General features: G+C 63.2%; 13 protein-coding genes. 1 reads left to right on the top strand and 12 read right to left on the bottom strand.

Going from position 1 to position 13479, the window contains the following annotated elements:
* Positions 1-7 precede the first annotated feature (7 nt).
* From P3R38_RS02625 to P3R38_RS02580, 10 genes are all read right to left on the bottom strand, one after another.
* On the bottom strand, positions 8-1195 hold the full coding sequence (locus P3R38_RS02625) for an ATP phosphoribosyltransferase regulatory subunit (protein ID WP_277686800.1): 1188 nt from the start codon (positions 1193-1195) through the stop codon (positions 8-10).
* A gap of 301 nt (positions 1196-1496) precedes the next feature.
* Positions 1497-2366 (bottom strand): protease modulator HflC, encoded by an 870-nt coding sequence (gene hflC / locus P3R38_RS02620; RefSeq protein ID WP_023378470.1) that lies wholly within the window; start codon positions 2364-2366, stop codon positions 1497-1499.
* Positions 2366-3538 (bottom strand): FtsH protease activity modulator HflK, encoded by a 1173-nt coding sequence (gene hflK, locus P3R38_RS02615; RefSeq protein ID WP_023378469.1) that lies wholly within the window; start codon positions 3536-3538, stop codon positions 2366-2368. The genes hflC and hflK overlap by 1 nt, the downstream gene beginning before the upstream one ends.
* Before the next feature lie 96 nt (positions 3539-3634).
* Positions 3635-4936, bottom strand: a complete 1302-nt coding sequence (gene hflX / locus P3R38_RS02610) for a ribosome rescue GTPase HflX (RefSeq protein WP_023378468.1) — start codon at positions 4934-4936, stop codon at positions 3635-3637.
* Between the two features lie 12 nt (positions 4937-4948).
* A complete protein-coding gene (gene hfq, locus P3R38_RS02605; protein WP_003258160.1) occupies positions 4949-5209 on the bottom strand; it encodes an RNA chaperone Hfq in 261 nt (86 codons plus the stop codon).
* Between the two features lie 94 nt (positions 5210-5303).
* Positions 5304-6275, bottom strand: a complete 972-nt coding sequence (gene miaA / locus P3R38_RS02600; RefSeq protein ID WP_277686799.1) for a tRNA (adenosine(37)-N6)-dimethylallyltransferase MiaA — start codon at positions 6273-6275, stop codon at positions 5304-5306.
* A gap of 1 nt (position 6276) precedes the next feature.
* Positions 6277-8184 (bottom strand): DNA mismatch repair endonuclease MutL, encoded by a 1908-nt coding sequence (gene mutL, locus P3R38_RS02595; RefSeq protein ID WP_023378466.1) that lies wholly within the window; start codon positions 8182-8184, stop codon positions 6277-6279.
* A complete protein-coding gene (locus tag P3R38_RS02590) occupies positions 8181-9608 on the bottom strand; it encodes an N-acetylmuramoyl-L-alanine amidase (protein ID WP_023378465.1) in 1428 nt (475 codons plus the stop codon). The genes mutL and P3R38_RS02590 overlap by 4 nt, the downstream gene beginning before the upstream one ends.
* A gap of 11 nt (positions 9609-9619) precedes the next feature.
* Positions 9620-10093, bottom strand: coding sequence for a tRNA (adenosine(37)-N6)-threonylcarbamoyltransferase complex ATPase subunit type 1 TsaE (gene tsaE, locus P3R38_RS02585; protein WP_023378464.1), 474 nt, complete (start codon positions 10091-10093; stop codon positions 9620-9622).
* The gene (locus P3R38_RS02580) at positions 10081-10941 is read right to left on the bottom strand and encodes an NAD(P)H-hydrate dehydratase (RefSeq protein ID WP_277686798.1); all 861 of its coding nucleotides are present in this window, start codon (positions 10939-10941) and stop codon (positions 10081-10083) included. Before P3R38_RS02580 ends, tsaE begins: the two co-directional genes overlap by 13 nt.
* Before the next feature lie 65 nt (positions 10942-11006).
* On the opposite strand from P3R38_RS02580, the gene queG reads away from it, so the two are divergent.
* On the top strand, positions 11007-12071 hold the full coding sequence (queG, locus tag P3R38_RS02575; protein ID WP_104882236.1) for a tRNA epoxyqueuosine(34) reductase QueG: 1065 nt from the start codon (positions 11007-11009) through the stop codon (positions 12069-12071).
* A 151-nt stretch (positions 12072-12222) separates the two neighbouring features.
* On the opposite strand, the gene P3R38_RS02570 is transcribed toward queG, so the two are convergent.
* Together P3R38_RS02570 and orn are read right to left on the bottom strand one after the other, a co-directional pair.
* Complete coding sequence (locus P3R38_RS02570; RefSeq protein WP_023378461.1) at positions 12223-12834, bottom strand: trimeric intracellular cation channel family protein; 612 nt, start codon at positions 12832-12834, stop codon at positions 12223-12225.
* A gap of 91 nt (positions 12835-12925) precedes the next feature.
* A complete protein-coding gene (gene orn / locus P3R38_RS02565) occupies positions 12926-13468 on the bottom strand; it encodes an oligoribonuclease (protein ID WP_023378460.1) in 543 nt (180 codons plus the stop codon).
* Between the last annotated feature and the right edge of the window lie 11 nt (positions 13469-13479).

Below are 13479 nucleotides of genomic sequence, written 5' to 3'. Positions count from 1 at the left end.
AAGAATCTCACTGGGTCAGCGGCAGTACCTGCCAGCGCCCGTCTTGCTGAATCAATTGCCGATCACAATCCGCCTCGAGAGCAGCACTCAACGGCTGGCCAGGCAGGGCCTGGACCACACGCTGGCCCTCGTTGCGCAACTGGCAGACCTGCTGCCAGAGGGCCGCGTCGCCACTGTCGGGCATCCAGATGCCGCAAGTTGGCAATACGACCTCCGCTCGCCCCAGTGTGACCAGGGTCTTCAAATCCGTGGAGAAACCGGTGGCAGGGCGTGCCCGGCCAAAATCGGCGCCGATGTCGTCGTAACGGCCGCCCTGGGCGATCGATTGACCCTCGCCAGGCACGAACACCGCGAACACCACGCCAGTGTGATAGTGGTAACCGCGCAACTCGCCAAGGTCGAAGTACAGCGGCAAGTCCGGGTAGCGCGACGCCAAGCGATCGGCGATCGCCAGCAGATCATCCAGCGCCGCCAGCACGCTGGCCGGGGCACGGCCCAGGCGCACGCGGGCTTCGGCCAGTACTTCGCGACCACCGCACAGCTCGACCAGGGCACGCAGCATGTTGCCCAGGTCTTTCGGCAAGTCGGCGGTGAGCGCCTGCACTTCATCGACCGCCTTGCGCTGCAGCGCATCGAACAGCTGCTGCTCGACCGCACCAGACAGGCCGGCGGCTCGGGCCAGACCTCGGTAAATACCGACGTGGCCAAGGTCCATGTGTACATCCGGCACATCGGCCAGTTGCAGCGTGGCGAGCATCAGGCTGATGACCTCGACATCACTGGTGGGGCTGGCATCACCGTACAGCTCGGCGCCCAGCTGGATCGGGCTGCGCGAAGTGGACAGGGCACGCGGCTGGGCATGCAGCACGCTGCCGGCGTAGCACAGGCGGCTCGGGCCCTCACGGCGCAGGGTGTGGGCGTCGATGCGCGCTACCTGCGGGGTGAAGTCGGCGCGGAAGCCCATCAGGCGGCCAGACTGCGGGTCGACCACTTTGAAGGTGCGCTGATCCAGGTCCTGGCCGGCGCCGGTCAACAGCGACTCCAGGTACTCGATATGTGGGGTGACGACCAGTTCGTAGCCCCAACTCTGGAACAGGTCCAACACCTGGCGACGCGCGATCTCGATGCGCGCAGCCTCAGGTGGCAGTACTTCCTCGATGCCATCTGGCAGCAGCCAGCGGTCTACCGTTGCCATTACGCCATTTCCCCTCTGGTCCGGGCGGCCTGCCTGTGGCTAGCCGTCAGTGAAGCAGGTATTGGCGCACAGTAGCGGGCAGCACCGATCCCAGCGCAACCACCGTAGCCAATACCCTCGAATTGCCTTGCGTCCTGACCAAACCGTCAACTGGCCTTCGACCAATCAACCTTGCAGACGCAAAAAAGCCGGGAAATTTCCCGGCTGCCGCATCATACACCCCTTTTCATTCAGGATGCACCCCGACTGGTGTTTTAGCTGCCAGGCGGGGTGGTTTCTGGTCCGATAAGGGGTCAGATCATCATGGCTTGCTCTTGTCCAGGAAGCGGAAGAACTCGTTCTTCGGATCCAGGACCAGCACGTCGCTCTTGCTGGAGAAGCTCTCGCGGTACGCCTGCAGGCTACGGTAGAACGCATAGAAATCGGCGTCCTGGGTGTAGGCCTTGGCGTAGATGGCTGCCGCCTGGGCATCGCCATCACCTCGGGTCTCTTCAGCTTCGCGATAGGCTTCAGCCAGCAGTACACGGCGCTGACGGTCGGCATCGGCGCGAATACCTTCGGCCAATTCGTTACCTTTGGCGCGGTGTTCACGGGCTTCACGCTCACGCTCGGTGCTCATGCGGTCGAACACGCTGCGGTTGACTTCCTTCGGCAGGTCGATGGCCTTGACGCGGACGTCGATGACTTCGATACCCAGCTCCTTGCTGGCCATGCGGTTCAGCGAGGCGGTGATGTCAGCCATCAACGCATCGCGCTCACCGGAGACCACTTCGTGCAGAGTGCGCTTACCGAACTGGTCACGCAGGCCGCTCTCCAGACGACGCGACAGACGCTCGTCGGCGATCTGCTTCATGCCGGACGTGGCCGTGTAGAAGCGCTCGGCATCCTTGACGCGCCACTTGGCGTAGGCGTCGACCATCACCGCCTTCTTCTCCAGGGTCAGGAACCGCTGGGTCGGAGCGTCGAGGGTCATCAGGCGGGCGTCGAACTTGCGCACCTGGTTCACATACGGAATCTTCACGTGCAGACCGGGCTGGACATCCGCCTGGACCACCTTACCGAAGCGCAGCAGTACCGCACGTTCGGTCTGAGACACGATGTAGAAGCTGTTCCAGGCCACGATGGCCAGCACCACAGCGGCGATCAGGGCGATCAGCGATTTATTGCTCATCAGCGGCTCTCCCTAGTGCGCGGCGGCTGTTGCTGTTGCATGTCCTGCACCGCACGCGACGCGGCATCGTTGACCGAGGCAGGCACGCTGCCGACCGGTGCGGCAGCATTGCGGCTGCCCTCGACCATCTTGTCCAACGGCAGGTAGAGCAGGTTGTTCTGCCCATCCTTGGTTGCCACCATGACCTTGCTCGAGTTGCTGTACACCTCTTGCATGGTTTCCAGGTACAGACGTTGACGGGTGACGTCAGGTGCCTTGCGGTACTCGGCGACCAGCTTGGTGAAGCGGTCGGCTTCACCCTTGGCGCGGGCGATCACTTCGTCGCGATAGCCGTTGGCATCCTCGATGATGCGCTGAGCCTGACCACGGGCTTCCGGCACCACGCCGTTGGCGTAGGACTCAGCCTGGTTGCGGGCACGTTGCTCGTCCTCGCGGGCACGGATCACGTCGTCGAAGGCTTCCTGCACTTCACGCGGGGCTGCCGCGCTCTGTACGTTGACCTGGGTAACGGTGATACCGGTACGGTAGGTGTCGAGGAAGCGTTGCAGGCGTTCGCGGATATCCACGGCCATCTGCTCACGACCTTCGGTCAGCACCTGGTCCATGGAGGTGGAGCCCACCACATGGCGCAGGGCACTTTCGGTCGCGTGCTGCAGGCTCACCTCAGGCTGGTCGACGTTGAGCACGAAGTCCTGCAGGTTGCTGATCTTGTACTGGACGGTCAGCGGCACCTCGACGATGTTCTCGTCTTCGGTCAGCATCTGGCCCTGCTTGGTATAGGCACGCTCACGCGTGACGTTTTCCATGAACTTGCGATCGATGGGCGGGAAGTAGATGTTCAGGCCGGGACCGACCGTTTCATAGTACTTGCCGAAGCGCAGCACGACGGCCTGCTCCTGCTCGTCGACCACGTACACGGCGCTGTACAGCCAGATGGCCGCCAGTACTGCCAGGCCTATGCCCAGCAGGCCCAGGCCTCCACCTTTGCCGACGTTGCGGTCACCACCGCGTTTCTTGCCACTGCCGAACATGCCGTTCAGGCTGTCCTGCAGCTTGCGGAAGGCCTCGTCCAGATCCGGCGGACCTTTCTTGTCGCCACCACCGCCGCCACCGCGACGGCCGCCCCAGGGATCCTGATTGTTCGAGTTGCCACCCGGCTCGTTCCAAGCCATAGCGCTCTCCATCTGATAAAGCAAAGACGCGCCCACGGCGCGCCGTCCAATGCTACAGAATGCCTGCCACTGCTGCCCGACGACCTCACCGGGCATTTATTGCAAAGTGTGTTGCTCGACAAACACTTGCGGCTCCATGCCTTCGCGGCTGACCAGGCGATTCAACTCGACCTTGGACAGCCGGATACTCAGCAGGCTGCGCCCTTCTTCGTCATGCTCTTCACTTTGCACGGCACCCAGGGCGAAGAATTGCGCACGCAAGCGGGCAAAACGTTGCTCCAGGCAAAGGGTACCGACAAACAGATCATCCCCCAGCAACTCGGCAATCGCCTGGCCAACCAGCTCCAGACCACGCCCATCACGAGCCGACACCCAGACCCGCTGCGGCTTGCCATCGGCATCGCGCTGGATCTGCGGCTCGACATCTTCGAGCAGGTCGAGTTTGTTATAGACCTCGAGGATCGGCAAGCCTTCGGCACCGATCTCGCCCAGAACCGCCAGCACCTGCTCGATCTGCTCCATGCGCTCTGGCTCATGGGCATCGATTACATGCAACAGCAGGTCGGAGTTGCTCGACTCTTCGAGCGTAGCCCGAAATGCCTCGACCAGCTTGTGCGGCAAATGACGAATGAAGCCCACGGTATCGGCCAGCACGATCGGCCCAAGGTCGTCCAGTTCGAGACGGCGCAAGGTCGGGTCGAGGGTGGCGAACAGTTGGTCGGCAGCATAGACCTCGGAAGCGGTCAGGGCGTTGAACAAGGTGGATTTGCCGGCGTTGGTGTAACCCACCAGCGACACCGACGGGATTTCCGCGCGCTTGCGGCCACGGCGGGCCTGCTCGCGCTGGCTGCGCACCTTCTCCAGCCGCGCCTTGATCTGACGCAGGCGAACCCGCAACAGGCGGCGGTCGGTTTCCAGCTGGGTTTCACCCGGACCGCGAAGGCCGATACCCCCTTTCTGTCGTTCGAGGTGGGTCCAGCCGCGCACCAGTCGCGTGCTCATGTGCTCGAGCTGGGCCAGTTCGACCTGCAGCTTCCCTTCATGGGTACGCGCCCGTTGGGCGAAGATATCGAGGATCAGCCCGGTACGGTCAAGCACGCGACACTCGAAGACTCGCTCGAGGTTGCGCTCCTGACTGGGCGTGAGGGTGTGATTGAAAATCACCAGGTCTACCTGCTCGGCTTTGACCAAGTCGCGCAATTCCTCGACCTTGCCGCTGCCAATCAGGTATTTGGCTGTGGGCTGGTGCCTTGCCACTGTAACCAGCGAAACGATATCCGCTCCGGCCGACAGCGCCAGCTCCTGAAACTCCTGCGGGTCTTCGCGCGCCTCAGGGTTCTGACCTTCCAAGTGAACGAGCAGTGCCCGCTCACCACCACCGTGGCGCTCAAAGAACAATGCAGGCTCCTATCAGGCGTTGCCTGGCTCGCTGTCGCCGTGTTCGGAATCGGACGGGCTTGGCAGGCGAACCGGACGGGCTGGAACCACGGTCGAAATGGCGTGCTTGTAGACCATCTGGCTGACGGTGTTCTTCAGCAGTACCACGAACTGGTCGAAAGATTCGATCGAGCCCTGCAGCTTGATACCGTTTACCAGGTAGATGGAAACCGGGACCTTTTCTTTTCTCAAGGTGTTCAAGTAAGGGTCTTGTAGCGAATGCCCTTTTGACATATGCCGCACTCCTGTAAGGATCAATAGTAGAAAATCAGAAAAATCAATAAATTCTGCCGCCCCATCGCAAGAATAGACGGCAATGAGCAGGGACTCAGCTCAATATGGAGACGGTCCCCAGGTATTTCAAGGTGCGGGACAGATTGTCGCAGGCCAGGCTGTCGAGCCAATGGACATCGTTCCAGCCTCGCAACCAGGTGAACTGCCGCTTGGCCAGCTGCCTGGTGGCAATGATACCGCGTTCGCGCATCTCATTCTCAGTCAGCTGGCCATCGAGGTAATCCCAGACCTGCCGATACCCCACTGCCCGTATAGACGGCAGTCCGGCGTGCAAGTCACTTCTGGCTCGCAGCGATCGGACCTCGTCGACGAAGCCCTGTTCCAGCATCTGCGAAAATCGTAGCGCAATTCGCCGATGCAAAATGTGACGATCTGTAGGAGCTATCGCCAAACTCGCGACAGTATAGGGCAAATGCCCGCCCGCGCCTGCGTCTGCGGCGCGACTTTCCGCGTATTGACGCTGGCGATGTGCCGTCATTGTCTCGCCACTGACTCGGTAAACCTCCAGGGCGCGAATCAGCCGCTGAGGGTCATTGGGGTGAATACGCGCTGCCGATTCCGGGTCGACCTCGGCCAATTGGCGGTGCAATTGGCCGAGGCCCTGTTCGTTGGCCAAGGCTTCGAGTTCTGCGCGTACCGCGGTGTCCGAGGCGGGCATATCAGCCAACCCTTCGACCAAGGCCTTGTAGTAGAGCATGGTGCCACCGACCAGCAGTGGGATCTTGCCGCGCGAGGTAATCTCGGCCATGGCCTCCAGGGCATCACGACAGAAATGCGCCGCCGAATAGCTTTCAGCCGGATCGAGAATATCGATAAGCCGGTGCGGATGGGCGGCCAACACCTCTTTGGAAGGCTTGGCGGTACCAATGTCCATGCCGCGATAGACCAGCGCCGAATCGACGCTGATCAGTTCGCACGGCAGCACCTTGGTCAGCTCGATGGCGAGGTCGGTCTTGCCGGCCGCTGTCGGGCCCATGAGAAAAATCGCTGGAGGCTTGCCGCTCATGTCATCGACCGCGCAGGAAAAGTTTGTCCAGGTCGTCCAGGCCCATCTGGGTCCAGGTGGGTCGGCCATGGTTGCACTGCCCGCTGCGCTCGGTGTTTTCCATGTCGCGCAGCAGGGCGTTCATCTCTGGGATGGCCAGGCGCCGGTTGGCGCGCACCGCGCCGTGGCAGGCCATGGTGCCCAGCAGTTCGTTCAGGTGCGCCTGGATACGGTCGCTGGTGCCATACTCCATCAGGTCAGCGAGCACGTCCTGCACCAGACGGTTGGCCTCGGCCTGCTTGAGCAGTGCCGGAATCTGCCTGATCGCCAGGGTCTCGGGGCCCAGGCGCTGCAATTCGAAACCCAGTCGCTGGAACCATTGGGCGTGCTCTTCGGCGCAGTCGGCTTCTCGCTGGCTCAAGGCCAGCGTCTCAGGCACGAGCAACGGCTGGCCACTGAGTCCCTCGCTGGCCATGGCCACCTTGAGGCGTTCATACATGATCCGCTCATGGGCGGCGTGCATGTCCACCAACACTAGGCCGATCGCGTTCTCGGCGAGGATGTAAATGCCCTTCAACTGCGCCAGGGCGTAACCGAGGGGCGGAATGTCACCCTTGCCCTCAGGCAGCGATACTGGCGCGCCGGTGGTGCCGCCCAACGGCGCGTAGAACTCGCGATAGACCGCTTGCGCCTCGGCAGCCGGTACCGGCTGGGACGGGCGCGGCGTATACGAGTACTGGTAACCGGCACCGTTACCGCCACTGCCAGTACTGGAATAGGAACGCGGCTCGGCCTGGGGCTGCTCGAGCACTGGCGAGGCCAGGCGCATTTCGCCCTGCGGGCCGAACTCTCCCGCCTGCAGACCACTGGGACGGACGATTTCCGCCGCAGGGGCCGGTGCCGCCAGCTGGTCTTCCGGACGCACATCGGCCAAGGCCCGGTGCAAGGTGCCGTACAGGAAGTCGTGCACCATGCGCCCTTCGCGGAACCGCACTTCGTGCTTGGTCGGGTGCACGTTGACGTCGACGCCGTTGGGCTCCAGCTCCAGGAACAGCACGAAGGTCGGGTGCCGGCCATTGAACAGCACGTCGCGGTAGGCTTGGCGCACCGCGTGGGCGACCAGCTTGTCGCGCACCGCGCGGCCATTGACGAAGAAGTACTGCAAGTCGGCCTGGCTGCGCGAGAACGTGGGCAGTCCGACCCAACCCCACAGACGCAAACCGTTGCGCTCGACGTCGATCGGCAGTGCCTGCTCCAGGAACCCCGGCCCACAAATGGCGCCGACCCGTCGCGCCCGCGCAACCTCGTCATGGGCCTCGTGCAGGCTGAGGATGCTCTTGCCGTTGTGGCGCAGGTGGAAACCCACGTCGAATCGCGCCAGCGCAAGGCGTCGGATGACTTCCTGCAGATGATCGAATTCGGTTTTCTCGGCCTTGAGGAACTTACGTCGGGCCGGGGTATTGAAGAACAGGTCGCGCACCTCTACCGAAGTGCCGACCGGGTGCGCGGCAGGCTGTACGCGCGGGGTCATGTCCCGCCCCTCGGTTTCGACCTGCCAGGCTTCGGTGGCATCGGCAGTGCGCGAGGTAAGGGTCAGCCGCGCCACCGAACTGATCGACGCCAGTGCCTCGCCACGGAAACCGAGGCTCAATACACCTTCAAGGTCTTCCAGTTCGCGGATCTTGCTGGTGGCGTGTCGAGCCAGGGCCAGCGGCAGGTCGTCGGCGGAGATACCGCCACCGTCGTCGCGGACCCGCAGCAACTTGACCCCGCCCTGCTCCACTTCGACATCGATGCGACGTGCGCCCGAGTCAAGGCTGTTTTCCAGCAGTTCCTTGGCCACCGAAGCAGGGCGCTCGACCACCTCGCCCGCAGCGATCTGGTTGGCCAGCCGCGGGCTGAGCAGCTGGATGCGCGAGCCCCCACTCATTGCTGAGAGGCCAGGGTGGTGGCGGGGATATCGAGGTGCTGGCCGACCTTCAGCTCATCGCTCTTGAGGCTGTTGCTGCTGCGCAGGCTGGCCACGCTGACCTGGTAGCGCACGGCGATCATCGCCAATGTTTCGCCGGGACGCACGGTATGTTCACGCGGGCCCTGGGCGATCTTGCCACTGTCGCGCAGCCAGGCGATGTAGGTGCCAGGTGGCGGGTTCTGCTGGAAGTACTGGCGTACGCCGGTATGGATCGAGCGCGCCAGGGCTTGCTGGTGGCTGGCGGTGGCCAGTTTGGCAGCTTCGTTGTTGTTGGAGATGAACCCGGTTTCCACGAGGATCGACGGGATATCAGGTGACTTCAACACCATGAACCCGGCCTGCTCGACCCGCTGTTTGTGCAGGGAAGTGACCCGTCCCATGTTGCCCAGCACCTTCTGGCCGACATTGAGACTCGAGCTGAGCGTGGCGGTCATCGACAGGTCGAGCAGCACTCCGGCCAGCATGCGGTCCTTGTCGTCCAGACTGACGTTGCCCGCACCACCGATCAGGTCGGAGCGGTTTTCCGTGTCCGCCAGCCAGCGGGCAGTCTCGGAAGTGGCACCTCGATCGGACAACGCGAACACCGAGGCACCGAAGGCGGCACGGGACGGCGCGGCATCGGCGTGGATAGAAATGAACAGGTCTGCGCCTTTCTTACGGGCAATCTCGGTGCGTTTACGCAGCGGAATGAAGTAGTCGCCGGTGCGGGTCAGCTCGGCGCGGTAGCCCTTCTCGGTATTGATCTGGCGCTGCAGCTCCTTGGCGATCTGCAGCACGATGTCTTTCTCGTGCTGACCACGCGAACCCGAAGCCCCCGGGTCTTCGCCACCGTGGCCGGCGTCGATGGCAACCACGATATCGCGCTTGCCACTGGGCACCGGCGGCAACTTGATGGCCGGCTGGGCTGGGGTTACTGGGACCGCAGGGGTGGTCGCAGGCGCCTGTGCTGGCGGCGCGGCTGGCGTGCTGGCAGCAACGGCATCGGCTTCCTGGTCGTACAGGTCGACCACCAGGCGGTTGCCATACTGGGCATTGGGCGCCAGGGTGAAGCTCTTTGGCGTGACCGACTTCTTCAGGTCGACCACCACGCGCAGGTCGGTGGGGGTCCGCTGGGCGGAACGCACGCTGCTGATCGGCGTATTGGACGTGGAGACGTTCAGCGGCGCGGCCAAGGTCGCACCGTTGATGTCGATGACCAGGCGATCCGGAGCGCTCAAGGTGAAGACGCTGTGCTGCACGGGGCCAGACAGGTCGAAGACCAGCCGCGTGTTGTCCGGCGCGCGCCACAGGCGCATGCTCTTGACTTGTGTGACGGCCAGAGCGTCAACGGTCACCGCTGTCAGCAGCAGCCCTACCACGGCGACCAGTGCGCGTATGCGCATACCTACCCCACTTACTGTTTATAGTCTTTGGCCAGTGCCAGGCACCATGCCTCGCCGCGAGCCCCCTGCGGCGACAGGTTCAGCGAGCGTCCGCCCGCTTGGGGGCTTATGGTAATGGTCAGGTCAGGCTTTGGCAAAACGCCCGCACCCTTTTGTGGCCACTCGAACAGACACAACGGGTCACCTTCGAAATAGTCACGAATCCCCATGAACTCGAGCTCTTCAGGATCGACCAGGCGGTAAAGGTCGAAATGGAAGGCGCGCACATCACCGATTTCGTAGGGCTCGACCACGGTGAACGTGGGGCTTTTCACTGCCCCCGTATGGCCCAGGCCGCGAATCAGGCCCCGCGACAGCGTGGTCTTGCCCGCGCCCAGGTCGCCTTCGAGAAAGATCACGCCGTGACCGCCGGTCACTCCAGCCAGCTTCGCACCAAAGGCGACCATGGCCTCTTCATCGGCCAGAAAAAGGGTTATGCCTGACACGCAGAATGCTCCTCCAACAACTCACGAATGACCGGCGCCAGATCACTGGCCGCCAAGCCTCTACCTTCGACGCCCAGACGCTCACCCGCGCAAGCATGCAGCCATACGCCGAGGCAGGCTGCACGCCAGGCATCCTGCCCCTGGGCCAGCAATGCCCCCAGCACGCCGGTCAGCACATCGCCGAGGCCTGCTCCGGCCATCGCCGGATGACCACGCTCACACAATGCCAACCGCCCTGATGGGTCGGCTACCAGTGAGCCCGCCCCCTTGAGCACGCACACACTGGCATAGCGGCGAGCCAGCTTACGCGCCGCCCCAGGTCGATCCGCCTGCACCGCCTCGGTGGAAATACCCAGCAGACGCGCAGCCTCACCAGGGTGTGGGGTGAGGATGCTCCCGCTGGGCAAGGCCAAAGGCGTGCGTGCCAGCAGATTCAGGGCATCGGCATCCCACACCTGACGTTGATCGGCATTGGCTACCGCAGACAGCAGGCTGCGTCCCCAGGCAGCCTGCCCGAGGCCTGGGCCGACAACCAGCACCGACGCCCGCTCCAGCACGCTCACCAGTTGGTTCGCCGAACTCACCCCAAGGCACATCACCTCGGGCAGCCGAGCCAGGCCCGCTGCAACGTGCTCGGGACGGGTGGCCACACTGACCAGCCCGGCACCACAGCGCAATGCCGCCTCGGCACTGAGCAACACGGCGCCCCCGGTGCCGAGGTCGCCGCCCACCACCAGCACGTGGCCAAAATCGCCTTTGTGAGCCTGTGCAGAACGTGCAGGCAGTCCCGCGACGGTCTCGCGGTCGAGTCGCAGCGGGGCATTGCCGGGTTGTTTGGTCTGGGGCATGGGGTCAAAGGCTCCAATGTCTGGCAGAATTATACGCACCTGAGCCTGTATTGCCTTACCCATCCATGCCTGTCTCCACACCTGACCTCGCCGCACTGGCCCAATCGATCAAGGATTTCGGCCGCGAACTCGGTTTTGCCCACGTTGGCATCGCCGGCGTCGACCTTGGCGAGCACGAACAGCACCTGCAGCGCTGGCTGGATGCAGGCTACCAGGGCGAGATGGACTACCTGGCGACCCACGGCAGCAAGCGCTCGCACCCCGACCAGCTGATTCCTGGCACCCTTCGGGTGGTGTCGCTGCGCATGGACTACCTGCCCGGCGATACCCAGATGGCCCAGCGCCTGGCCCAGCCGGAAAAAGCCTACGTCTCGCGCTACGCCCTGGGCCGCGACTACCACAAGCTGGTGCGCAAGCGCGTGCAGCATCTGGCCGACCGCATCCAGGAGGTGATCGGCCCCTTCGGCTATCGCGCCTTCGTCGACAGTGCCCCGGTGCTGGAAAAGGCCATTGCCGAACAGGCCGGGCTTGGCTGGATTGGCAAGAACACCCTGCTGCTCAACCGCAAAGCCGGAAGCTACTTCTTCCTCGCCGAACTGTTCGTCGACCTGCCGTTACCGGTGGACGAAGCCCACACCAGCGAGCACTGCGGACGCTGCCAGGCATGCCTGGACATCTGTCCGACCCAGGCGTTCGTGGGGCCCTACGTGCTGGATGCCAGGCGCTGTATCTCCTACCTGACCATCGAGCTCAAGGGTGCCATTCCGGTGGAACTGCGCGCGATGATCGGCAACCGGGTATTCGGTTGCGACGACTGCCAGATCGTCTGCCCGTGGAACCGATTCGCCAGCCACACCCGCGAGGACGACTTCATGCCTCGACACGGGCTGGAGAACAGCGAACTGGCCGAGATGTTCCTGTGGGACGAGAGGACCTTCCTGCGCAAGACCGAAGGAGGGCCATTGCGCCGCGCCGGGTACGAGCGCTGGCTGCGCAACCTGGCGGTGGGGTTGGGCAATGCGCCGACGACGATTCCGGTGCTGGAAGCGTTGAAGGCGCGCCGGGACGACCCTTCGGCGCTGGTGCGCGAGCACGTGGAATGGGCGCTGGGGCGGCATGGAGCGCTGTAGAGGAGGTCGAAGCTGGCGGGGTCGTCTCGCAGCGTTCAGTGCGCGGGAGATCGAGCGCCGCCCGCGCGGGCGTATCGCGAGCAACGCTCGCGCCTACCGTGGTCTCAGGCCCATTCGAACCACTGGCATTACTGCCCGTCGCAGCCCGCTCTTACTGCTGGTCGTTATAGTGAAACTTGGGCATTTCCCAATGGAACCTGATTGCCAGCAAGCGCAACAGGAACCCACCGAACAAGGTCAGTAGCATGGCCTGCTCCGCTGGCACCTGGAAATGCACGCACCCCAGGTAGAACCAAGCCGCCGCGAACGACACACTGGCATACAGCTCCCGACGGAACACCAGCGGAATATCGTTGCAGAAGATATCCCGCAAGATCCCGCCAAACACCCCGGTGATCACTCCGCTGATCGAGGCCACCAGCATCCCCTGCCCCATCTCCAGCGCCGTCATGCAGCCAATCAGGGTAAAGGCCACCAGCCCCAGCGCATCGAGCACCAGGAACAACGAGCGCAGGCGACGCATCATCGGCGCGATGAAAATCGTCAGCAGCGCAGCGCAGCTGGTCAGCACCAGGTACTCCGGGTGTTTCACCCAGGTCAACGGATAATGGCCGAGCAAGACATCACGCACCGAGCCGCCCCCAAGGGCCGTGACGCAGGCGATCAGCACCACGCCAAACCAGTCCATGCCACGTCGACCGGCGGACAAGGCGCCGGTCATGGCTTCTGCGGTGATGGCAATGAGATAGAGCATCAACAACATGGTGCAGGTCCCTGCGAAAAAGGCGCGCAGTCTAACCAGTTGCCAAGGGCACCAAAAGAGGGCGTGCAGACAATATCTGCACCCTCACGGCTCAAACCTTGATGAAGTGCTCGCGATAGTGGCGCAATTCGGCGATCGATTCGCGGATATCGTCCAGCGCCAGATGGGTTCCGCCCTTCTTGAAGCTGTCGCGCACGTTAGGCGCCCAGCGTGCGGCCAACTCCTTGAGGGTCGAGACGTCAAGGTTGCGGTAGTGGAAGTAGTTTTCCAGCTCGCGCATGTGCCGGTAAAGGAAACGGCGGTCCTGACAGATGCTGTTGCCGCAGATCGGCGACTTGCCTTTGGGCACCCACTGTTCGAGGAAAGCGATGGTCTGCGCCTCGGCCTCGGCCATGCTGATACTGCTCTCGCGCACGCGCTGGGTCAGCCCCGAGGCACCGTGGGTGCGAGTGTTCCATTCGTCCATGCGCGCCAGCACTTCGTCACTGTGGTGGATGGCGATCACCGGGCCTTCGGCCAAGGTGTTCAGGTCGCTGTCGGTAACGATGGTGGCCATCTCGATGATGACGTCGTTGTCCGGATCCAGGCCGGTCATTTCCAGATCGATCCAGATCAGGTTCTGTGGGTTCTGCATGAAAGGGGCTC

The sequence above is a fragment of the Pseudomonas sp. NyZ480 genome (assembly GCF_029537255.1).
Taxonomy (GTDB): domain Bacteria; phylum Pseudomonadota; class Gammaproteobacteria; order Pseudomonadales; family Pseudomonadaceae; genus Aquipseudomonas; species Aquipseudomonas taiwanensis.
This window is presented reverse-complemented; position numbering and strand designations above follow the sequence as displayed.

Coding starts and splice junctions, on each gene's coding strand:
- hflK (WP_023378469.1), bottom strand. CDS start 3,538: ATGGCTTGGAACGAGCCGGGTGGCAACTCGAACAATCAGGATCCCTGG.
- P3R38_RS02625 (WP_277686800.1), bottom strand. CDS start 1,195: ATGGCAACGGTAGACCGCTGGCTGCTGCCAGATGGCATCGAGGAAGTA.
- orn (WP_023378460.1), bottom strand. CDS start 13,468: ATGCAGAACCCACAGAACCTGATCTGGATCGATCTGGAAATGACCGGC.
- P3R38_RS02570 (WP_023378461.1), bottom strand. CDS start 12,834: ATGTTGTTGATGCTCTATCTCATTGCCATCACCGCAGAAGCCATGACC.
- P3R38_RS02580 (WP_277686798.1), bottom strand. CDS start 10,941: ATGCCCCAGACCAAACAACCCGGCAATGCCCCGCTGCGACTCGACCGC.
- mutL (WP_023378466.1), bottom strand. CDS start 8,184: ATGAGTGGGGGCTCGCGCATCCAGCTGCTCAGCCCGCGGCTGGCCAAC.
- queG (WP_104882236.1), top strand. CDS start 11,007: ATGCCTGTCTCCACACCTGACCTCGCCGCACTGGCCCAATCGATCAAG.
- miaA (WP_277686799.1), bottom strand. CDS start 6,275: ATGAGCGGCAAGCCTCCAGCGATTTTTCTCATGGGCCCGACAGCGGCC.
- hfq (WP_003258160.1), bottom strand. CDS start 5,209: ATGTCAAAAGGGCATTCGCTACAAGACCCTTACTTGAACACCTTGAGA.
- hflC (WP_023378470.1), bottom strand. CDS start 2,366: ATGAGCAATAAATCGCTGATCGCCCTGATCGCCGCTGTGGTGCTGGCC.
- P3R38_RS02590 (WP_023378465.1), bottom strand. CDS start 9,608: ATGCGCATACGCGCACTGGTCGCCGTGGTAGGGCTGCTGCTGACAGCG.